Source organism: Clostridium transplantifaecale, assembly GCF_900626075.1.
Lineage (GTDB): Bacteria > Bacillota > Clostridia > Lachnospirales > Lachnospiraceae > Otoolea > Otoolea transplantifaecalis.
Genome location: NZ_UYZY01000004.1, coordinates 331,816 through 353,625, shown reverse-complemented (window position 1 = coordinate 353,625; position 21,810 = coordinate 331,816). Strand labels below are relative to the sequence as shown.

16 protein-coding genes are annotated in these 21,810 nt (G+C 48.5%); 1 reads left to right on the top strand and 15 read right to left on the bottom strand.

Annotation, left to right across the window (positions count from 1 at the left end; translation table 11 throughout):
• Positions 1-4: 4 nt before the first annotated feature.
• The 15 genes from EJL91_RS16560 to EJL91_RS16490 form a co-directional block, all read right to left on the bottom strand.
• Positions 5-1,933, bottom strand: a complete 1,929-nt coding sequence (locus EJL91_RS16560) for a TRAP transporter permease (protein WP_125143074.1) — start codon at positions 1,931-1,933, stop codon at positions 5-7.
• A 98-nt stretch (positions 1,934-2,031) separates the two neighbouring features.
• Positions 2,032-3,111, bottom strand: a complete 1,080-nt coding sequence (locus EJL91_RS16555) for a TAXI family TRAP transporter solute-binding subunit (RefSeq protein ID WP_125143073.1) — start codon at positions 3,109-3,111, stop codon at positions 2,032-2,034.
• 346 nt (positions 3,112-3,457) lie between these two features.
• Positions 3,458-4,366 (bottom strand): LysR family transcriptional regulator, encoded by a 909-nt coding sequence (locus tag EJL91_RS16550; RefSeq protein WP_125143072.1) that lies wholly within the window; start codon positions 4,364-4,366, stop codon positions 3,458-3,460.
• A 116-nt stretch (positions 4,367-4,482) separates the two neighbouring features.
• Positions 4,483-5,448 carry a D-2-hydroxyacid dehydrogenase gene (locus tag EJL91_RS16545; protein ID WP_125143071.1) on the bottom strand — a complete coding sequence of 322 codons (966 nt, stop codon included), beginning with the start codon at positions 5,446-5,448 and terminating at the stop codon, positions 4,483-4,485.
• A gap of 22 nt (positions 5,449-5,470) precedes the next feature.
• Positions 5,471-6,151: a GntR family transcriptional regulator gene (locus tag EJL91_RS16540; RefSeq protein ID WP_125143070.1), complete on the bottom strand. Its 681-nt coding sequence runs from the start codon at positions 6,149-6,151 to the stop codon at positions 5,471-5,473.
• 173 nt (positions 6,152-6,324) lie between these two features.
• Positions 6,325-7,596 (bottom strand): TRAP transporter large permease, encoded by a 1,272-nt coding sequence (locus EJL91_RS16535; protein WP_125143069.1) that lies wholly within the window; start codon positions 7,594-7,596, stop codon positions 6,325-6,327.
• A complete protein-coding gene (locus tag EJL91_RS16530) occupies positions 7,593-8,117 on the bottom strand; it encodes a TRAP transporter small permease (RefSeq protein ID WP_125143068.1) in 525 nt (174 codons plus the stop codon). The genes EJL91_RS16535 and EJL91_RS16530 overlap by 4 nt, the downstream gene beginning before the upstream one ends.
• Positions 8,118-8,142: 25 nt before the next feature.
• Positions 8,143-9,228, bottom strand: coding sequence for a TRAP transporter substrate-binding protein (locus tag EJL91_RS16525; protein ID WP_125143067.1), 1,086 nt, complete (start codon positions 9,226-9,228; stop codon positions 8,143-8,145).
• 54 nt (positions 9,229-9,282) lie between these two features.
• Positions 9,283-9,684, bottom strand: a complete 402-nt coding sequence (locus EJL91_RS16520; protein ID WP_125143066.1) for an aconitase X swivel domain-containing protein — start codon at positions 9,682-9,684, stop codon at positions 9,283-9,285.
• Between the two features lies 1 nt (position 9,685).
• Positions 9,686-10,894, bottom strand: coding sequence for an aconitase X catalytic domain-containing protein (locus tag EJL91_RS16515; protein ID WP_125143065.1), 1,209 nt, complete (start codon positions 10,892-10,894; stop codon positions 9,686-9,688).
• A gap of 58 nt (positions 10,895-10,952) precedes the next feature.
• Positions 10,953-12,182 (bottom strand): nickel pincer cofactor-dependent isomerase, group 22, encoded by a 1,230-nt coding sequence (locus EJL91_RS16510; protein WP_125143064.1) that lies wholly within the window; start codon positions 12,180-12,182, stop codon positions 10,953-10,955.
• A 473-nt stretch (positions 12,183-12,655) separates the two neighbouring features.
• The gene (locus tag EJL91_RS16505) at positions 12,656-13,837 is read right to left on the bottom strand and encodes an LL-diaminopimelate aminotransferase (protein ID WP_125143063.1); all 1,182 of its coding nucleotides are present in this window, start codon (positions 13,835-13,837) and stop codon (positions 12,656-12,658) included.
• Positions 13,838-13,853: 16 nt separating this feature from the next.
• The gene (locus tag EJL91_RS16500; RefSeq protein WP_125143062.1) at positions 13,854-15,470 is read right to left on the bottom strand and encodes a CTP synthase; all 1,617 of its coding nucleotides are present in this window, start codon (positions 15,468-15,470) and stop codon (positions 13,854-13,856) included.
• 35 nt (positions 15,471-15,505) lie between these two features.
• The gene (gene carB, locus EJL91_RS16495) at positions 15,506-18,799 is read right to left on the bottom strand and encodes a carbamoyl-phosphate synthase large subunit (RefSeq protein ID WP_125143061.1); all 3,294 of its coding nucleotides are present in this window, start codon (positions 18,797-18,799) and stop codon (positions 15,506-15,508) included.
• Positions 18,786-20,012 carry a carbamoyl phosphate synthase small subunit gene (locus EJL91_RS16490; RefSeq protein ID WP_125143060.1) on the bottom strand — a complete coding sequence of 409 codons (1,227 nt, stop codon included), beginning with the start codon at positions 20,010-20,012 and terminating at the stop codon, positions 18,786-18,788. The genes carB and EJL91_RS16490 overlap by 14 nt, the downstream gene beginning before the upstream one ends.
• Before the next feature lie 456 nt (positions 20,013-20,468).
• On the opposite strand from EJL91_RS16490, the gene EJL91_RS16485 reads away from it, so the two are divergent.
• Positions 20,469-21,800 carry an FAD-dependent oxidoreductase gene (locus EJL91_RS16485; protein ID WP_125143059.1) on the top strand — a complete coding sequence of 444 codons (1,332 nt, stop codon included), beginning with the start codon at positions 20,469-20,471 and terminating at the stop codon, positions 21,798-21,800.
• Positions 21,801-21,810: the final 10 nt, after the last annotated feature.

Genomic DNA, 21,810 nt, shown 5'->3' with positions numbered 1-21,810 from the left:
TTCATCATTCAACAACATCATCAGTAGTCAATGGCTTGTTTCTCTTCAGTTTTCTGCTCTGCATATACTGGCCGCCTATCACCACAATGAAAATCACATAGCAGATAAGATCGGTCTTAATTCCCGGCCAAATGCCGCAGACTGCGCAGACTGCCATCAATATACGTTCCACAAGATTCAATTTGCGGAATACAAATCCTTCAAAACAGGCGCACATGCAGAACAGGCCTACAAAGCTGGAAAATATTATAGATGCAATCGACAGTACATTTCCCTGCAGAAGCAGTTCCTGATGGTATACGAACATAAACGGCAGTATAAATCCGGGCAGTCCCAGCCTCGTGGCCGTAACCGAGGTCTTAAAATAATCTGCCTTTGCAATCTTTGAAGCGACAAGGGCCGCGCTGGCAACCGGAGGTGTGATATTTGCCAGGGCCGCATAATAATAGATGAAAAGATGGATGGCAAGCTTGTCAAATCCCAGTTCCACCAATACGCTTCCTGCAAGGGATGCCACCAGGACATAAGCGGCCGTTGTCGGAACCCCCATACCGAACAGAATTGTCACCGCCATGGTCAGAATCAGTGCAACCAGGCCTACACTGCCGGAAAGTGTTTTAATAAAGAATACAATGTTCATAGCAAGACCCGTCATGACGAAGATCTGTGTGACAATTCCCATCGCCGCGCAGGCCGCTGCAACCGTCATGGCGCTTTTGGCCCCGCTTACCAGGCCGTTATATAAAAATCCCCAGAATTGACGGGTGAAAATAAATTTCGGGTTGTGCAGGGAATGTTTCACCGCATAGCAGATGACCAGTATCACACAGCCCAGAAATGCGCTTCGCATTACCGAGGTTCCTGAAATCAAAAGGACTATAATTGCCAGCAGCGGGAGAAAGAAGATTCCATCCTCTTTCATCAGCTTCTTCTTATCCGGAATCATTTCGTCGGGAAGCGGTTTGAATCCGCATCGCAGGGCGCGCATATGTACGGAAATCCCCGTCGTTACATAGTACATAAGCGCCGCCGGCAGGGCACAGAGTGCGATCTTAGCGTAGGGAACTCCGATGATCCCGGCCATAATGAAGGCTCCGACTCCCATGACGGGAGGCATAATCATGCCGCCTGTTGATGCGACCGACTCGATGGCGCCCGCGTAATGCGGTTCATATCCCCTGTCCTTCATCATTGGGATTGTAAATGTACCGGTGGATGCCACGTTTGCCACGGCGCTTCCGTTGATTGAGCCAACCAGGCCGCTTCCGATTACCGCTGCCTGCGCCGCGCCGGAACGTGTTTTCCCGCCGATGGCAATCGCTATATTAATAAAGAACTGCCCCGCACCGCTGGATTCCAGAAGGCCTCCGAAAATCATGAACAGGACAATATAGGTGGCCGAGACATTCAGTACCGTTCCAAAAATTCCATACAGATATGTGGTAACGCTGGCAATCAGCCGTGGCCAGCTGTATCCGCCGTGGTGAAAAAGTCCCGGCAGAAATTTCCCAAAATGTCCGTACAGCAGGGAAATGACTACCAGTCCCGGAAGGAGCAGTCCGTAGGTACGCCGCGTGGCCTCCAGTACAGCCAGGATCATAATCAGTCCGATGATGGTGTCCATTCCCGTGTACCTGCCCGCCCTGTTCAGCAGAGCTTCAAAGTTTATAAAGATATAGGCGGTGGAAACAAGGGCCATTATTAAAAAACAGATACTCGCTATTTGTGACAAATACACACGGCGCGGATTCTTATCGTCTTTGATTGTCATTGCACTCAAAAATACCAGCGCCAGTGCAAAAGCAAGGTGGATATCCATATGCTTGGTGGGATCCATGGTCGGTATCATCACCTGCCAGAGATGGTAAACACTCATAGCAAAAGCAGCAACAGGAAAAATTTTACCTGCCATTTTGCTTATTTTGTTTTCCATGCAAAATTCCTTTCTTTGATCTGATGAAAAAACCCGGACATCCTGTCCGGCGGTCCGGGTCTCCCGTTATAATATAGTTCCTTTACCTGATTCTCTTTTTACTGGCCGATTGTATAAGCGTCATCCCATACACCCGCCTCTTTAAAATATTTCGCAGCGCCCGGATGGATCGGTACTTCTTTGGGCAGGCCGTGCAGTGCATTTTCAGCGGTAATGCATTTTGCAGGGGCATAGTAACTTTCCAGTGAATCTACATTTTCGCAGATTGTTTTTACAAATGTATAAGCAACTTCCTCACTCATTGCCGCAGAAGCAAACTGCTCAGCCGGAGCTGCCATATTAACGTAATCGCCTTCTACAAACGGCAGTGTTCCGCCCGCAATGGCGGACTGGAAAAAGTCCTTGCTCTTGCTGCAGGCCAGTTCGATTTTTTCCGGTTCCTGAGGAAGCGCCCGGCAGTCAACCGTCGTATAGAGCGATTCCAGATAGGATGCGGGCACTTTCGCACTGCAGAAGCCCCAAATCATATCCACGGTTCCGTCCTTCAGTGCGTCCACAGCCTGATCATTAGCCAGATTGAGCATCTTACAGTTGCTGTCATCATAACCGTAAGCCGACATAAGCGCCGTGGCCATCGATGCAATTCCGGAGCCGGATGGCCCCAGGACTACGGTCTTTCCCTGCAAATCTTCCAGTGACTGGATGTTGCTCTTATCAAGCACAATCGCCACACTCTCCACATCATACAAATCCATCAGTGCAAGGATTTTATCATTGGCTCCATCCTCCGCAAATGGCCCCTGCCCCACATAGGCATCATACATCTGTGTGGTATGTCCAATGTTAATGTCACCGGAAGACAGCAGACGGCAATTCTCAATGGAACCGCCTGTTGCCTGTACCGTGACGGTCATATTCGGTATCTTCTCCTGCAGAACGGAAGCGCATGCTGTCCCCATCAGCTGAATCGTGCCTCCCAGAGTGCCGGTTCCCCATGTCAAATCGGTATTTTCAAGCGTTGTCTCCCCTGACGCCCCCTGTTCCCCCGCAGATTGTTTCGAAGTTTCCGTATCGGGTTTCGCCGACGAAGCGCTTCCCGCTCCTCCACAACCGCTTAACCCGCCGAGCATTGCTGCCAAAATGGTTAACATAAAAATCTGAGTACCTGTTTTTTTCATGTAATTTCCCCTCCTTATAGCGTTTGCCTGACTCACCAAAATAAGCCAAAATTATTTATGTATTTAAATCATATATTACAATGTGTTATAAGTACACGATCTATAAATCATTTAAAGTATAACTTTTTGTCATAAGTTAATTAATACACGTCTGAACCTGGAAAGCACCGGTTCCGGCACAGTGCAGGGCTGCTGTATATTCCGGTAACGGTAACAATAATTTGTACAGGTACCTCCAGCCCAGAGCTTTTTTACCAGATGGAGAAGTTTTTGGACTCCCTAAATATAAAAAGAACCTCCGGCCGTCATTGTCCGGAAGCTCCATTTCTTCTTTTGCTCTTATTCTTTAGCCGTCTGTTTCCTGCTGCCTTCGCTTCTCAAAATACCGCACTACAAACCGCTCAAACAACTTAATAATATAAGTTTTGTACGTATTTTTATTCTGCATCAGAGTTCCCACCCACGGGAATCTCTCCTTTAAAGGAATAATTGTTACCCCGGGACTTAAATGACTCTGCACCGCATAGGGACGCGGCAGGATACAGATTCCCCTGTCGCACTCCGTCATCTGGAGCATGAAATTTACCTTGGAGCTGGATATGTTCACTTTTGGGATAAATCCGGCCTTCACGCAGCGTTCCGTAATCTGCTGGGATAATGCGGATGAATAGGTATAAAGGTTAAATTTCTGTTGCTCCAGTTGTTCGAATGTAACGTACGGATACCGGGACAGCGGATTTTCTACGGAAGCGATTACGACCATCTCGTCCTCAAACAGGACGGTGTCCTCCAGTTCCGGAAAGGATTCCCCCGTAATCCCGAGGGCCAGATCCAGGCTGCCGTCGAGAAGCATCTTTCTCAGCCTCCGGCTCCCGTCCTCTATCAGCTGCAATTCAATATCCGGCCACTGTCTGTTAAAATTTGTCACAATGTCGACCACATAAAGGGATGCTATCATCGGGGTGACACCCAGTTTCAGTTTCCCAACCGGGGCCGAATGCATTGTCTCCACAAAGGCGGACAGTGAGTCAAACTCGGCAATGATCGGCACGGCACGCTGATAAAACTGCTCCCCATAGTCCGTCAGATAGACTCCGCTCTTTTGGACCCTGAAAAGCGGCACTTTCAGTTCCCGCTCCAGTTTCTTTATCAGCTTGCTCAATGCCGGCTGGGACAGATACAGGTGCTCCGCCGCCCGCGTATAACTCTGATCCCGGGCAACCTGTACAAAATATTTAAGAACTTTTATATCCATCCGAACCACCTCCCCAAACGTTATCCGCGCGCACCCCCATCAGGCCGCCGCCTTCAATAAAGGAGCAAACGGCTTTTGGCCATATTGCTCCTCTTTCCTTTGTTGCTGCTCTTTTCTTAATTAACCTGATTTACCGGTTTTCCTGCCGCATAAGACGCCAGATTGTCAGCCGCTATCTCCAGAAGTCTTGCCCTGCTCTCTTTTGCCGCCCACGCAATATGTGGGGTGATGATGCAGTTTTGCGCGGTAAGCAGAGGATTCTCCATGGAAATCGGTTCCTCCGAAACGACATCCAGGCCTGCCGCATACACTTTTCCACTGTTCAGCGCTTCGGCGAGGTCTTCATCCACAATGAGGGCTCCTCTGGAACTGTTCAGAAGAATGACGCCGTCCTTCATCCCTGCGATTGTCTCCCTGTTGATCATACCCCTGGTATCCGGGAATAGCGGACAGTGGAGAGCGATGACATCGGATTCCCGAAACAGTTCTTCCCGCTCCGCAAACTTCACGTTCTCGGTCTCCAGTTCCGGCTTTCTGAAACCGTCATTGTAGAGAATTTTCATTCCCATTGCAGCGGCGATAGCGGCCGTCCTCTGGCCAATCCGGCCAAAGCCCACAACACCCATGGTTTTTCCCGACAGCTCAATGAGCGGGTAATCCCAGAAGCAAAAGTCCGGCTGCTTGCCCCATCTTCCCTCCCTCACGGCATCTCCGTGGTGGCCGACGCGGCTGCAAATCTCCAGCAGCAGAGCAATGGTAAACTGGGAAACCGAGTTGGTTCCATAGGTTGGGATATTGCATACAGGAATATTCTTCTCTCTGGCCGCGGCGATATCAATTCCGTCATACCCGGTTGACAATAAACCGATGTAACGGATAGAGGGACAGCTTTCAATTATCTTTCCGGTTATCGGCACATTAGATACCAGCACCGCCTCCGCATCTCCTATCCTCTCAATAATCGTATCCATATCGCCGGCAGGAGTCCTGTCATAAATTCTTAATTCCCCCAGCTCCTCAAAACGCTTCCAGCTTAAATCACCCGGGTTCTTTACATATCCATCTAATATAACAATTTTCATTGCTCTCTTCCTTTCTACAGCGTTAAAGCTCCAGATGTTTCAAAAGCAGTTCCAGGGACCATTCCAGATGGGCGCTGAGCGCCATTTTCAATTTCTGAAGATCCCTCTCTTTCAGACAGTCCAGCAAATCCAGGTGCTGTTTCGTGCTCTCCTCCAGATCGAGTGATACGCTGAACGAAATAACCCTGTAACGGTCCACATTAAAATAAATCTGATCCATCAGGATTTTAATATACCCGTTATTCGATTTCTGGACAATCAGATCGTGAAACTGGCCGTCCAGCTTGCTGAACTCCATCCTATCTATCCCCTCACCGGCTGCGTGCCGGTCAAGCAGGGACTGAAGGCTGCTTCTTACTTCTTCTATCTCTTCGTCGGTAATCTGAAAAATTGAAGTCTCGCAGGCAATTAATTCGAGTGCCTCTCTGACCTCATAAATATTTCTTACGTCTTTTGATGTGAGCGGCTTTAAGAAGGTTCCCAAACCTTTCCTGGATTCCAGGAATCCCTCTGCCTGCAGGCGGCGTATTGCCTCCCTCACAGGTGTCCGGCTCATGTTCAGATAAGCGGCCAGCTGATTCTCACTTAATAACTCACCCGGGCTTATCTCCTCTTCAATAATCAAGTTCCTGATTCCATCATAAGCCATCTGTACATAGCTTGGCTTCTGTGTTTTTCTTAATAAACTGTTCTGTTCGCCCATTTACATAATTCCTTGTCTGTATATATATATTTGAAACCAGCTGTAAAATTTCCGTCTTTATCCCCTTGGTCATGGGGAATCCCCTGCTGAATAGTTACCATTATCTTACTATTAAAAAAGGCCCCTGTCCAGTGTGGCAGGAGCCTTTTCCCCTTTATTTTACAGCTTTTTTACTATTTAAGGAATATTGTTGTAAAGACAGGCACATATGTAATTAAAAGTAATACCGCAATCAGCGCCAGCAGCGGTTTTATAATCTTCTTCGTCAAATCCTCAATTGAAACTTTCGATATCGAGGACGCGACAAACAAATTAATTCCGTAAGGCGGACTGCAGAAACCGATCGCCAGGTTCATTGTCAGCATAATACCAAACGTGACCGGATGCATACCTATTCCCGTACAGATGGGAAGCAAAATCGGAGTAAGGATAATTGTTGCAGGGATATTATCAATAAACATACCGACAATCAGCAGGAAGATATTGATAATCAGCAGGATCAGGATTGCATTGTCCGTCAGCCCCAGAATCACCTGTGCAATCATATTCGGTATCTGCGCCATCGTAAGGAAAGCTGCAAATACGGTTGAAAAACCTACCATGAACGTTGTCGCTCCGTTTACCACAATTGCGTCTTTAAATGATTTATACGCGCCTTTGATATCCAGCTCTTTGTATACAAATACCCCAACAATGAAGGAATACACAACGGAGATAACCGCAGCTTCCGTCGGTGTGAAGAAACCGGAATAGATTCCTCCCAGAATGATAACCGGTGATAAAATCGCCCAGAACGCATCTTTAAATGCCGCCCATATCTCTGCCGGGCTAGACGCTTTTTCTTTACCCCTGTAACCGTTTTTCTTCGAAACAAAGTAACAGACAATCATGAGGGCAACACCCATCATAATTCCGGGCATAAAACCGGCTGTAAACATATCCGTAATTGAAGTTCCCGACACAACACCGTAAATTACAAATGGAATCGACGGCGGGATAATGACGCCAATCGTTCCAGCTGCCGCTGTAAGCGCCGCACTGAACGGTTTATTGTAACCGTGATCCACCATCTCAGGAATCATAAAAGCTCCTACGGCCGATACCGTTGCCACTGCGGAACCGGATATTGCGGCAAAAAACATACACACAATGATGGTAACCATACCAAGGCCACCTGTAACATGGCCAATTAGTGCATCAAAGAAATTTACGAGCCGCTTAGCAATGCCGCCGCTGCTCATCAGGTTCCCCGCCAACATGAAAAATGGGATAGCCAAAAGCGGGAACGAATCGACTCCGGTAATCGACTTCTGTGCAATAATAATCAGAGGAATGTCCGAAAAATAATATATTGCAATCAAACTGGAAATACCAATGGCATATCCAATTGGTACTGTCAGGAGCAGTAGCACGAAAAAGCTTCCAAATAATACGGCTGCACTCATATGACATTTCCTCCTTCCTCAACTTTTACAAAAAATTTCTTCGCGTCCTTCACCAGCACTCCCATCATTCTGACGCACACAAGAAACGAGGCAATCGGGAATACAGAGTAGACGTATACAAGCGGTAGCCTGAGCCCTGAGGAAACAGCTTTTCTGGCTGCCATAGACACCAGCAGATCTTTACCGTTTACTACCATATAGGCGCAGAACAGGAACCATATCAAATCAGCCAGAAGACCGATTGCCGCCTGTACTTTTTTATTTTTAAGGAAAGAATAAATCAATGTTACTCTGATATGCTCATCATATTTCAGGGCAATACTGGCCCCCAGCCAAATCTGCCAAATGAAAATGTACCTTGACAGTTCCTCCGACCAGGTAAGTGAGTTTTTAAACACCGTCCGCATTATAACCTGTAAGAATACCAGAAGCACATTTATTATAAGACTGGTAACCAGAAGGTATTCTTCCAGATCGTTGTAAATCCTGCCTATCCTCGAAAGTATACTTTTCTTTTCCATGCTTCAGCTCCTTTAACCTTTGTACTTACTGCTCGTATTTTTCTGCCATGTTAAACACTTCTTCTCCAAACTGAGCTTTATACTTATCATACATTGGTGCAAGGGCTTCTTTAAATACTGCTTTATCCTCTTCAGTCAGCCTGTTGACCTGCATTCCATCCTCTTCCAGTTTTTCAACAAAGAGGTTTGTGTCTTCAAGTTCCATCTTGCGCTGTTCTTTAACAAACTCTGCCGCCGCCTCTGTAATAATCTGCTGCTGCTCTGCCGTCAGGCCATCGTAAAAATTCTTGTTCATGATGAAACCAAGAAAATTGTTAACATGCTCCGTGACGCTTAAATATTTCTGCACTTCCTGGAACTTGCTCGCGTAAATCAGAGACGGCGGGTTTTCCTGTCCATCTATCGTGTTCTGCTGAAGCCCCGTAAACAGTTCGCTGAAGCTCATCGGTGTTGCGCTTGCCCCCAGCGTGTTAAAGAAATCGATAAATACCTGATTCTCCATAACCCTCATCTTCAGTCCCTTTAAATCCTCGGGCTTTGTGATAGGACGTACATTGTTCGTCATACTTCTGAGGCCGTTGTAGGAGTAACCGAGGCTGTGGATTCCAACCGCTTCCAGTTTCTCATTAAAGTAATTACCCATGTCTCCATCCATTGCCGCGAATGCATTTTCCGCATTGCTGAAGAGCCATGGCATATCCATTACACCGAAGTCGGGTGAATATGCAACCAGAACCGATGTAGAAGGAAGCGCTGCTTCCAAAGTTCCCATTGCCACTGATTCCGTAAGCTCTGAATCGCCGCCGAGTGCACTGTTGGGATGGATTTCCACCTTGATTGTACCGCCCGACTTTTCTTCCACCGTTTTCTTGAAATATTCTACCAGTGCCTTATGTGTGGAACGGTCTTCCGCCTCCACGTGTCCAATCTTGATTGTAACTGCCGCAGCCGATGCCTGCCCCCCCTGGCTCTCAGCCGCATTATCTCCCTCTGCGACAGGAGCCTGTGTCTGGGCTGCCTGATTCCCCGCATTTCTTCCGCCGCACGCACTGAGTCCGAAGGCCATCACCGCTGCCATACCAAGAGCCATCACTTTTTTAGCTTTTTTCATAGTACATCCTCCTTGATTTTTCATCATTTGAACTTTTTACCCTCTTTGAATCATTTATAAAATTTCAATAATTCCGTTGTCAGCATCTACCCTGATTCTGTCTCCGTCTTTTACATCCTCATAAAAAGCCGGATCGACCTTATCAACCATCGGTACTTCCATAATAATGGCACTTGATACAAGCACGGTCTCCGGGAACTGCACAATCATCGCAGCCGGCATGTTCTGATGCATCTTAAGCTGGTATAAACCGTCTGCCTGAACTACGGAGCTTCCTTTTCCGCCTGGGAATATCAGCACCTTCTTTGCCACCGATCTTCCCTCCAGATCGTGGGCCTTCTCAATAACCTCCCCTGTCTCGGGGTTCATCAGATAGAACATAATGTGATCCTTTGAAACGATTGCTTCCGCCTCTGCAGAACCTTCCGATATCTTATGACAGCTGTATTTTTTCATCTTACTTTACCTCCCCTGTTAATGCCGCTTCAATACATGTATCTAAATCGCGGATGACAAAATGGATTCCTCTTCTCTGCGGATAGTACGCGCACTTCGGAGACTCCGTTACGCCTACTTTTCCGTTCAGATGGCGCCAGCATGGCTGATCCGGACATGAATCCGGTACAATAAATCCGCCTGCTTCTGTAATGATTTCGTCTAATCCCATCCTCTCCGCCATTTCTTTTACAAGGCTTGAGGTTAAGATCCACATTTCTTTTTCCAGTTTCTTTCCTTCGATCTTTTCGGCAATGTGTTTTACCTCATCCAGCGTAAAATGCGGACATCCGAACATGACAAAATCGATAGGGCGATTTCCTTCCAGGGAAATCTCCTTCAGTATGTCTTCCATATCCTGGTTTGTGATAACAACCTTTCTCTCCGGCTCTTTGCCGCCGAAAGCGGTCGTGAGATCCGGCGCCTCTGGTGTTACGCCGAGGATATGGTACATGCCGTAGGCTCCCGATGTGTTCAGCTCTGCTCCCAGGTTCCTGAGCGCTTCCTTCGTGATCGTTTCTTTGGGAAGTCCGGTGAATACTGGAATTCCCTCACCAATCTTCTTTCCTAACATACCCAGGATATGGTAATCGTAGGCTGTCTTCATATCGGCTTCCACCTCTACGAGAATATTGCCTTTTCTGTTCTCATCCAGGAGAAGACCGTATTCCGGTACAAAACCGGTTACCGCAGCACAGAGCGCGCTGTTGGCTCCCTCACGGTTACTTCTTGCCCCCCATACCGAATTGACGTAAGGAGTTGCACTAGACTCTGAGAATGCGATAACTTCCTTATACATTGGAACATTCGTGTCAATATACGGCGTGCAGTTATATGTAAGCTGAGCTCCAATTCCCTTATAAGCATTGTGGGTTCTTTGCATTAAGTCGGCAAATTTGGGATCCACCATATCTCTCTTTGTGAAAAAGTCATAGCAAAATCCCGGATTGACGGTTGGAGCAATACGGCACTTCGCCCCCTCGCTCAGTAATTTTTCGCAGAACCATAAATCAGCTTCCTGATTGGAAAGCGCTACGTGAGCCCTTGTAATAGGCACCATCCTTGGAGCATCAAAGCACTCACCGATGGCTACCTGAATTTTCATGGCGTATGCGGTACCTTTCCCATACTTTCCATCCAGCATATCTTGCTGTTCCTGTGTCAGTTTCATAAAAACCTCCTCCTTAATTATTTATATTTTTATAAGTTTATTTGACGGATTTATCCGTTTATACTATCCTGATTCTCTCGTCTTCCCTAATGTCATTCAGCACGGCATCTGAAACTTCGATATATTCCAGCTCCAGTGTATTCTTGATCTTAACAATACGCAGCTGTTCTTTTTCTACATTTCTAATGCACTTAATCGCCACGCGGACCGCTTCGTCCTCATCGGCCGCCACTAACGGCACACGGCAGTCCTCTATACAACGGCAGGCAATAGCATTGGCATACATGGCCTCATAGTCCATCTGCTCAAATACCTCCTTTACCGTCACGTCGAAAAGCCCAACCCCTATGGCATTCCCATGCGACTGCGGTGTAACTCCCAGTAAGACCATCCGCTTGATCTTTGGAACGGGAAGACAGAACTGCTTTAACACGGAACTTTTCCCGAGAATATTGGGATCGTAACCGGCTCCTGAAATATTCTTTCCAATTTCCTCGACAACCAGCACGTCGATCTCAGGTGGGATCAGGAGCGGCATTTTAGTTCTGGCGATCTTTACCAGTTCCTTCTCCCGTTCTATCAGCACATCGGCGGGAACTGCCTCCACCATAAATGTCTCATCGTATGCATTCTCAATTGTTGCGATTCCATAAGCTACTTTACATTTCTCAAGAATGAGTCTGGCGGCATCTTCTATAATCGCTGCAAATTCATCCGGATCTTCCTCGTGGATGGAGGAACAGCCTATCTGGTTGCCCAGTCCAATCACCAGCATCTTGCAGAGACCGCTCTGTAAGTCTCCTACAAAATCCGTATGCAGCTTGACGCGGTTGATGGGAATGATTGCGTCGGCTTCCATAGCCGCTCTGTCAAAATAAACTTTTTTACCGGACGGGGTCACTCCCAGATAATTGACATCTACCGTTGTAACTACCTTGACTCCCAGGTTCTCTTCCGTGATTCCATAGCTTTCAAGAACCTCTCTCTGTCCTTCCTCCGTGCCGTTTCCATGGCTTCCCATGGCCGAGACGATATACGGAATACCGCCTTTCTTTATGATATCTTCGAGCACAGTTTTGACAATCTGATACAAATTCTTAATCCCTCTGCTCCCCACTGCCACCGCCACTCGGTCTCCAGGACGAATCTTCTTTATTATTTCTTCTTTTTCCAGCTCTCTTTTTAGCGTATCTTCTACATCTTTCATCGATGTTCTGTCAAAGAGCTGTTGAACCCTGTATAATTTCGGCAACGTATATGTATAATCCTCATTTAAAAGCACCGGCATAAGTAACCTCCCTTACCGCACCACTTGTATGTAACTTGTATAATCTAATTATACATATTTATTTTTCGATGTCAACAGAAAATATTTGCGATATTTTCAATATTCTCTGATATACATGTAATAAATTGTAAGTTAAATTGTTTTATTGATATTAATTCTGTAACATTATGAATGTAAATGGCGAAAAAATAAACGAAGTCAGAATTTTCCAAATATTTTCAATCCTTTTTGCAGGCTTTTTCCGTTTTTTCCTTACTTCGCATCCCTTATCTATGTTTGATACAGCTATAGGGAGTATATCGAAAAGATATTTTTTATACTTGTAGAATTTCTTTTGAGCACCGCTTCCACATGAAGATCAACACCAATAATAAAAAAGCTGCTGAATCCAGACATACCGTCTAAAAATTTCAGCAGCATACTATCCTCGGAAGCGTCCCCGGTCTCTGACCGTCACATCAACCTTCTCTTTTTCATTTCCACATCTTTTTCATTCTCGCCATCGCCTCTCTGGTATTTTCCAATGTTCCAAAGGCCGACAGCCGGAAAAATCCTTCTCCGTTCTTTCCAAACCCGCTTCCCGGAGTTCCGACCACATGGGCTTTATCTAACAGCTCGTCGAAAAAATCCCAGGATTTCATCCCGTTGGGGCACTGCATCCAGATATAGGGGGAATTTTTCCCGCCGACATACCAGATTCCAAGCTCCGTCAGCGTCTGTGTTATCACTCTGGCATTTTCCTGGTAAACATCGAGATGGTTCCGGCATTCTTCTAATCCTTCCGGGGAAAAGGCCGCCTCGGCCGCTCTCTGGACCGGATAGGAAACACCGTTAAATTTCGTTGTCTGGCGGCGGAGCCACATTTTTCTGATGGACATTCCCTCCCGTATAAGCTCATCGGAGATCACGGTGTAACCGCAGCGTGTACCCGTGAAGCTGGCCAGCTTTGACAGGGAACAGAATTCGATTGCGCACGTTTTGGCGCCCTCGATCTCAAAAATACTTCTCGGAAGATCCGGTTCCAGGATAAATGACTCATAAGCGGCGTCAAAAAGAATCACCGCCTCCTGCTCATTGGCAAAATCCACCCATTCTTTGAGTTGTTCTCTGTTATATACGGCGCCGGTGGGATTATTCGGAGAACAAATATAAATCAGATCCGCCTTCTGCCCTTTTTCAGGCAGCGGAAGAAACCCATTGCTCACAACAGCATCCAGATACTCGATATTTCTTCCCGCCATCACGTTCGTATCCAGATAGACCGGATACACAGGGTCCGGGATTAAAACCGTATTATCCTCATCAAAGAGATCCAGGATATTTCCCAGATCGCTTTTAGCTCCGTCGCTGATAAATATATCCTCCGCTTTGATTTTCACGCCAAAGCCGCCGTAATAATCACGGATAGTATCTCTGAGGAAATCATATCCCTGCTCCGGGCCGTAGCCGTGGAATGTTTCTGCATTCCCCTGCTCCATTGCCGCCCGCGAAAATGCCTCCGCCGCCTTTTCACAGATTGGCAGGGTCACGTCACCGATTCCCATCCGGATAATTTGAGCTTCAGGATGAGATACCATATATTCTTCCACCTTTTTGGCAATTGTGGAAAACAGGTAGCTCTCAGCCAGATTATTATAATTTGCATTGATTTTCATTCGCTTTCCTCCTCTTTCATGAATGACCGTTCTTTTTTCCTGCCGCCGCTTTTACAAACTCCCGAAACAGCGGATGCGCTCTGTTCGGACGGCTTTTAAATTCCGGATGGTACTGGACTCCCACATAGAACGGATGCCCCGGTATCTCCATCGCCTCCACCAGGCTCCCGTCCGGTGACTGTCCGGAAAATACGGCTCCGTTCAACGCATATTCATCGCGGTAACGGTTATTAAACTCATAGCGGTGGCGGTGCCTCTCCTCGATCTGCCTGGCATGGTATGCCTTTTCCATCATTGAATTTGGTGTTATTTTGCACGGATAGGCCCCCAGACGCATCGTTCCTCCCATATCTTCACAGCCCATCTGCTCTTCCATCAGAGCAATGACCGGATGGGTGGTTTCCGGATCGAACTCACTTGAGTTGGCGTCCGAATATCCCAGCACATTTCTGGCGAATTCGATGGCCGCGATCTGCATTCCGAGACAGATGCCGAAGAAAGGAATCTGATTGTTCCTTGCATATTCCGCGGCCACAATCATCCCCTCGGTACCCCGGATTCCAAAACCTCCCGGCACAATAATTCCGTCCGAACCGGCCAGCAGTTTGGCCGCGGTCATCCGTGTCAGACTCTCGCTGTCGATCCAGTTGATGAAAACCTTTACCCCATTTTCCCATCCGCCGTGACGGAGCGCTTCCACAATGGAAAGATAAGAATCATGCAGCTTAACATACTTGCCGACCAAAGAAACCGTCACTTCTCCGGCGCTGTTTTTAATGCGCTCAAGCATCTCTTTCCACTCGGTTAAATCGCACTCCTTCGGCGTGTCGGCAATTCCCAGTTCCCGCAGGGCAATCTTTGCGAGACCGGCATTTTCAAGCATCATCGGCGCTTCGTAGAGAACAGGGAGTGTCAGGTTTTCAATCACGCAGTCTTCCTTCACGTTACAGAACAGAGCGATCTTCTTTAAAATGGACGGCTCCACCGGGCGGTCGCATCTTGTTACAATAATGTCCGGCATGATACCAAAGGACTGAAGCTGTTTTACGGAATGCTGGGTCGGTTTGGATTTATGTTCTCCGGAGGATTCCAGGTAGGGGATCAGCGTGACATGGATAAAAAGGCAGTTTCCCCTTCCCGTCTCATGGGACACCTGGCGGATTGCCTCCAGAAACGGCTGGGATTCTATATCTCCGGTAGTGCCCCCAATTTCCGTAATGACAATGTCGGCATCCGTTTTTTCCTGCACGGAATAAATAAATGATTTAATCTCATTGGTAATATGGGGAATTACCTGGACCGTCTCTCCCAGGTATTCTCCCTTTCTCTCCTTATTCAGCACATTCCAGTATACTTTTCCGGTTGTAAGATTGGAAAAACGGTTTAAATCTTCATCGATAAAACGCTCATAATGGCCCAGATCCAGATCGGTCTCGGCACCGTCTTCCGTCACATACACCTCACCGTGCTGATAAGGGCTCATTGTTCCCGGATCCACATTGATATAGGGATCCAGTTTCTGGGCGGCTACCTTGTAGCCTCTCGCCTTCAGAAGCCGGCCCAGGGATGCCGCCGTGATCCCCTTCCCCAGTCCCGATACGACACCGCCTGTCACAAAGATAAATTTTGCCATGTTCCATTTCTCCTCTCTACTGCATCTTCTGGTTATTATTCATGCACCTGAAGCACATATCCCGGAATCCGGATGTCCTCCGGTCTTTCCTTCCGTTCACCTCTGTCTGCGGTTCCGTAACCGCTGTGGGTGATGTGGGCAATATCAATAAGCTCCACATTACTCTCATCGTATTTACTCTCCAGACTCAGCGCCAGAACCGCCGCCGTGTCAAGTGAGGTAAGGCAGGGAATCCCCAGTTCCACCGCTTTTCTCCGGAGCCTTACGCTGTCGCGCCCCGGCTGGCGGCCGGTGGCTGATGTGGAAAGAACGTAGCTTACCAGGCCCTTTTCCATCACTGAGATGGTTGTCTCCTCTCCCTCTTTTGCTTCCTTCGGTTTTTTCACAATCGCAGAAGAGATGCCCGCGCTGTTCAGTTTTCTGGCGGTTCCTTCCGTGGCATAGATGGGAAATCCCATTGAAACAAACGTTTTTGCAAGCTCTTTTAAGTCGCCCTTATCCGTATCACGGATACTGATTAAAAGACCTCCGTCTCTCTTCATCGAGTAACCGGCTGCCGTCATTCCCTTATAGAGCGCCTCCTCCATCGTCCCGGCAATACCCAGAACCTCGCCGGTGGACTTCATTTCCGGACCGAGCTGTGTGTCTACGTCGGACAATTTTTCAAATGAGAATACCGGTACCTTTACCGCGTAGTACGGGGAGGAGGGATAGAGTCCCGTCTCGTACCCCATATCTTTTAAAGTCTCTCCCATCATGATTCTGGTTGCCAGATCCACCATCGGAACGCCCGTCACCTTGCTGATGTATGGGACGGTGCGTGAAGATCTCGGATTGACTTCTATGATGTAAATCGTATCTTCATGAAGTACATACTGGATGTTAATAAGCCCCTTTGTCCCCAGAGAAAGCGCAAGACGGATGGAGTAATCCACAAGGCGGTCCTTCTGGCTCTCCGTCAGCATAAACGCCGGATATACGGCAATGGAGTCTCCCGAATGGACGCCCGCACGTTCGATGTGTTCCATGATTCCCGGAATCAGTACATCTTCGCCGTCGCAGATGGCATCCACCTCCAGCTCGGTCCCCATAAGGTACTTGTCTATCAAAATAGCATTTTCAATTCTATGGGCCAGGATGATTCTCATGTATTCGCGTATATCGCCGTCGTTATAAGCAATAATCATGTTCTGTCCGCCCAAAACGTAGCTCGGGCGCACAAGTACCGGATAACCCAGGCGCCGCGCCGTATCTACGGCCTCATCTTCCGTATAAACTGTATCGCCGGACGGCTGTTTCATATTGAGTTTTTTTAACAGGGCATTGAAACGGCCTCTGTCCTCCGCCATATCGATGCTGTCCGGCGGCGTCCCAAGAACCGGAATGTTGTTTTCAACCAGGCATTTCGTCAGCCTGATGGCGGTCTGTCCGCCAAAAGCCACAACGGCCCCGGCCGGTTTCTCCACACGGATAATATCCATCACATCTTCCGGCGTCAGCGGTTCAAAGTACAGGCGGTCCGCCACATTGAAATCCGTGGATACCGTCTCCGGGTTGTTGTTGACGATGACCACCTCGTATCCCGCCCGTTTTAAGGACCAGACGCAGTGCACGGAGGCATAGTCGAATTCAATTCCCTGGCCGATGCGGATTGGGCCGGAGCCGAAGACCATGACAACCGGCTTACCCGTAGAATGCTCCCTGATAAACGGCTCCGCCTCATCCTCTTCCCCGTAGGAACCGTAAAAATACGGTGTGCTGGCTGCGAATTCGGCGCTGCATGTATCCACCATCCTGTAACATGCCGGTATATGCTTGATTTCCGTAAGTCCCGTCATCTCCTTAATCACCTGGTCGGGGAAGCCGTACTGTTTGGCCTCCCGATGGAGTTCTTCGGTAAAATTGCCGCTCTGCATCCTGCGTTCTAAAACCAGCAGATGGAGTAATTTATTTAAAAACCATTCGTCGATTTTCGTCAGTTCATGGATCCACTCTACCGTCATTCCCCGTTTCATGCTCTCATAAATGGCAAAAATCCGTTCATCATCCTGGGAAAGGATTTTCTCCTTCAGCTCTTCTTCCGAGAGTCTCCCCATCTTGTCCATATTCAGGCTTTCCTGGGAAATCTCGGCACCTCTGACGGCTTTTAGCAGCGCCTGTTCAAAGTTTCTTCCGATCGCCATTACTTCGCCGGTGGCCTTCATCTGGGTTCCCAGTTTTCTCCGTCCGTAAACGAATTTGTCAAACGGCCATTTGGGGAATTTGACCGCCACATAATCTAAGGCAGGTTCAAAGCAGGCCATGGTTTCCCCGGTGACCTCGTTGGGAATTTCATCCAGTCGGTAACCGATTGCAATCTTCGTCGCCACGCGGGCAATCGGATAACCGGTGGCCTTGGAGGCCAGGGCCGATGACCTGGAAACACGCGGATTCACCTCAATTACCGCATATTCAAAGCTCTCGGGATTCAGCGCAAACTGGCAGTTGCAGCCGCCCTCAATTCCCATGGCCTGTATGATATTCAGGGCTGCGGAACGGAGCATCTGGTACTCCCGGTCCGCCAGGGTAACCGCCGGTGCGATGACAATCGAATCGCCGGTGTGGATACCGACCGGGTCGAAGTTCTCCATGGAGCAGACGGTAATCTCATTGCCGGCGCCGTCCCGCATTACCTCAAATTCAATCTCTTTCCAGCCTGCGATGCACCGTTCCACCAGAATCTGGCCGATGGGGGAAAGTCTTATTCCCGCGGTTGCAATGTCATGGAGTTCTTCTTCCGACATTGCAATGCCGCCTCCCGTTCCGCCCAGCGTGAATGCCGGCCTCACAATAACCGGATATCCGATTTTTGCCGCAAACCTTAGTGCCTCGTCCACCGCCCGGACAACCTCGGACGGAATCATCGGCTCTCCGATCTCCTCCATCGTGTCTTTAAAGCACTGTCTATCCTCCGCCTTGTCTATCGTCTCCGGAGAGGCCCCCAGCAGAGTCACGCCGTGGCTTTTAAGGAAACCTTCTTTCGCCAGCTCCATGGAAAGAGTCAGTCCGGTCTGTCCTCCGAGTGTGGAAAGAATGCTGTCCGGCTTTTCTTTTTCTATAATCCGCTTCACCACATTAAGTGTCAGCGGCTCGATGTAAACGTGATCCGCAATAGCGCTGTCCGTCATGATTGTGGCCGGATTGGAATTGACCAGGACCACGGACAGGCCCTCTTCCTTGAGTGCACGGCATGCCTGGGTTCCCGCGTAATCAAACTCGGCCGCCTGCCCAATGACAATCGGTCCGGAACCGATTACCATCACCTTTTTTAAATTCTTATTTAACGGCATGCGTCTCCTCCTTCTCTGTATCCGCTGCGATATCTCTATCTGCTGCATTATCTCTATCTGCTGCATTATCTCTATCTGCTGCATTATCTCCTATGGCAGTTCCTGTTTTCTCTGCCCCATTCTTCTCTTTGTACTCCTTCATCATGCTGATAAAACGTCCGAAGAGGACTTCCGTGTCCTTCGGACCCGCACACGCCTCGGGATGGAACTGCACGGTAAACGCCGGGATATCGCGGTATGTGATTCCCTCGCAGGTGCCGTCGTTGACATTGATAAACGTCTCCTCGGCTCCTTCCGGAAGTGATTCTTTCAGCACCTCATAACCGTGGTTCTGGCTGCTGATATAGACGCGTCCGGATTCCAAATCCTTGACCGGCTGGTTTGCTCCCCTGTGGCCGTATTTCATTTTACCGGTCTTTGCTCCCCTTGCGATGGCCAGAAGCTGATGTCCCAGACAGATGCCGAAAATCGGAACCTTCGTGTCTGCAATTTTTTTAAGTTCTTCTATCACGGACACATTGTCTTCGGGGTTACCCGGTCCGTTGGACAGCATGATTCCGTCGGGAGCGAGCGCAAGTATTTCCGCCGCTGTGGTGGACGCCGCAATGTCGTATACGTCACAGCCCCTCTTTGTCAACTCTCGGAGGATATTTTCCTTTGCCCCGAAATCCCAGAGGGCAACCCGGTATTTTGTTTCTCCCCCGGTTTTAATCAGTCTGTTTCCCTCCGGCGTTACATTTTCAACCGCATCCCGGATGCGGAATTTCTTTATTTCTTCCAGTTCCTCTTTTGCAAACGGCGGCTGCTTTACCGTCAGTTTTCCGTTCATGGATCCCGTTTCACGGATAGTCTTTGCCAGCTTCCTGGTATCTATTCCGTATACGGCGGGAATATTTCTTTCCTTAAAAAAAGTGTCAAGATTACCGCTGCTCCTGAAGTTGGAGGGGTCCTGACACCATTCTTTTACGATATAAGCTGATATATACACTTCCTTGTTTTCAAAATCCTGCGGAATCACCCCGTAATTGCCAATCATCGGGAATGTCTGCACGACAATCTGTCCAAAATAGCTGGGGTCGGTGATTGTCTCAAGGTATCCCGTCATTCCCGTCGTGAATACCACTTCACCGGCCACTTCGTCTAAAGAGGCGCCAAATCCTTTTCCCTCAAAGTATTCGCCATTTTCCAAAAGGAGATATACCGTTCTTTCCATCCTGTCACCATTCCTCTCTTACGCCTGATTATTCTGCACTGCCACCGCAGCATCATTTCTGTCCTCCCGCGCCAAGCGCAGCCTTAAGAAGGAGTCCTGTTCACTGGACTCTCGCGCCGAACGCGGCCGCGTAGCGGCATATTACATCTTCGCGCGAGTGCGAATCCTGCCCGGAGGGCTTTTTTGTATCATAGGAACACGTTCCTATGATACAAAAAAAGCGTCCATGAGGCCAACCCTCATGAACGCCCTTGTTCATTTCTGGTGAATTATAGCATAGGCAGATTTCTGCGTCAATATGTAAAAATAAATTTTTCTTAGAAAATTTTGGCCTGCCGTAACTGTAATCCACATAATAGGCGGAATTTCTTATCGCTGTCTCCATGATCAGGAATCAAACCGATGATAACTGGGCATTCTAATTGAAATTCATTTGTAAGGAGGCCCGAACATCCTATGGGAAAAAGCGGCAGTGACCGGCCTGGATCGGTATGGAGCGATACATCTTCTGTTTTGAAATTTAAGAGTTTAAAAAAAGATATGAAAACCGGCGTCCTTATTATCGGAGGTGGCATGGCCGGAATCCTGTGCGCTTACATGCTCGGGCAGGCCGGTGTGGATTATGTTCTGGTTGAGGCGGAGACGGTTTGCAGCGGAATCACCAAAAACACTACCGCTAAAATCACTTCCCAGCATGGGCTGGTTTATCACAAACTGCTCAAAAGCCTGGGAACGGAAAAAGCGGGCCTCTATCTTCGCGCAAACCAGGAGGCCGTCGAAAAATATACGGAACTCTGCAGCGGGATCGAATGTGATTTTGAAAAGAAGGACGCATATGTTTATTCCCTGGACGATCCCAGGGTAATTGCCGAAGAACTGGATGCCCTGCGTAAACTGAGCTTTCCTGCGGAGCCGGTTCATCAGCTTCCCCTCCCCTTCCCGGTGGCCGGGGCCGTCCGCTTTACGGGGCAGGCTCAGTTTCATCCGCTTAAGTTCGTAAATGCAATTGCCAAAGATTTAAATATTTACGAACACACCGAGGTGCTGGAACTGGAAGGCTGCACAGCGCGCACGGCCAGCGGCGTCATCACGGCTGATAAAATAATTGTTGCAACGCATTTTCCGTTTATCAATAAGCACGGCAGTTATTTCCTGAAGATGTACCAGCACCGCTCCTATGTGATTGCACTGGAAAATGCGCCGGATTTAGACGGAATGTATGTCGATCAGGCGCAAAATGGAATGTCGTTCAGAAACCATGACGGCCTTCTCCTGATTGGAGGAGGCGGCCACCGCACGGGAAAAACCGGCGGAAGCTGGGAAGAGCTCCGCCGGTTTGCCTCGAAATATTATCCAGGTTCCAATGAACAATACCACTGGGCCACACAGGACTGCATGACGTTAGACAATGTTCCCTATATCGGGCATTATTCGAAAAACACGCCGAATCTCTACGCCGCTGCGGGATTTAACAAATGGGGTATGACCTCCTCCATGGTGTCCGCTATGGTGCTCACCGCCCTTATAACGGAACAGCATTCCCCTTATGCAGCCCTGTTCTCACCGTCCAGAACCATACTCCGGCCACAGCTCGCCGCCAATGCACTGGAGGCGACAATGAATCTTCTGACCATATCCAGGCCCCGCTGCCCGCACCTGGGATGCGCCCTGAAATGGAATAAGCAGGAGTATACCTGGGACTGCCCGTGCCATGGCTCCCGGTTTGATTCGGACGGACATCTGATTGATAATCCGGCGACAGGAGGTTTGAAATCGACGCACAGGTAATAACTTCTCT

Excerpts from the sequence above, each read along its gene's own strand:
- EJL91_RS16535 (WP_125143069.1), bottom strand. The coding sequence starts at position 7,596 with ATGAGTGCAGCCGTATTATTTGGAAGCTTTTTCGTGCTACTGCTCCTG.
- EJL91_RS16515 (WP_125143065.1), bottom strand. The coding sequence starts at position 10,894 with ATGAAACTGACACAGGAACAGCAAGATATGCTGGATGGAAAGTATGGG.
- EJL91_RS16485 (WP_125143059.1), top strand. The coding sequence starts at position 20,469 with ATGGGAAAAAGCGGCAGTGACCGGCCTGGATCGGTATGGAGCGATACA.
- EJL91_RS16550 (WP_125143072.1), bottom strand. The coding sequence starts at position 4,366 with ATGGATATAAAAGTTCTTAAATATTTTGTACAGGTTGCCCGGGATCAG.
- EJL91_RS16505 (WP_125143063.1), bottom strand. The coding sequence starts at position 13,837 with ATGAAAATCAATGCAAATTATAATAATCTGGCTGAGAGCTACCTGTTT.
- EJL91_RS16490 (WP_125143060.1), bottom strand. The coding sequence starts at position 20,012 with ATGGAAAGAACGGTATATCTCCTTTTGGAAAATGGCGAATACTTTGAG.
- EJL91_RS16525 (WP_125143067.1), bottom strand. The coding sequence starts at position 9,228 with ATGAAAAAAGCTAAAAAAGTGATGGCTCTTGGTATGGCAGCGGTGATG.
- EJL91_RS16540 (WP_125143070.1), bottom strand. The coding sequence starts at position 6,151 with ATGGGCGAACAGAACAGTTTATTAAGAAAAACACAGAAGCCAAGCTAT.
- EJL91_RS16510 (WP_125143064.1), bottom strand. The coding sequence starts at position 12,182 with ATGCCGGTGCTTTTAAATGAGGATTATACATATACGTTGCCGAAATTA.
- EJL91_RS16530 (WP_125143068.1), bottom strand. The coding sequence starts at position 8,117 with ATGGAAAAGAAAAGTATACTTTCGAGGATAGGCAGGATTTACAACGAT.
- EJL91_RS16545 (WP_125143071.1), bottom strand. The coding sequence starts at position 5,448 with ATGAAAATTGTTATATTAGATGGATATGTAAAGAACCCGGGTGATTTA.
- EJL91_RS16560 (WP_125143074.1), bottom strand. The coding sequence starts at position 1,933 with ATGGAAAACAAAATAAGCAAAATGGCAGGTAAAATTTTTCCTGTTGCT.
- EJL91_RS16500 (WP_125143062.1), bottom strand. The coding sequence starts at position 15,470 with ATGGCAAAATTTATCTTTGTGACAGGCGGTGTCGTATCGGGACTGGGG.
- carB (WP_125143061.1), bottom strand. The coding sequence starts at position 18,799 with ATGCCGTTAAATAAGAATTTAAAAAAGGTGATGGTAATCGGTTCCGGA.
- EJL91_RS16520 (WP_125143066.1), bottom strand. The coding sequence starts at position 9,684 with ATGAAAAAATACAGCTGTCATAAGATATCGGAAGGTTCTGCAGAGGCG.
- EJL91_RS16555 (WP_125143073.1), bottom strand. The coding sequence starts at position 3,111 with ATGAAAAAAACAGGTACTCAGATTTTTATGTTAACCATTTTGGCAGCA.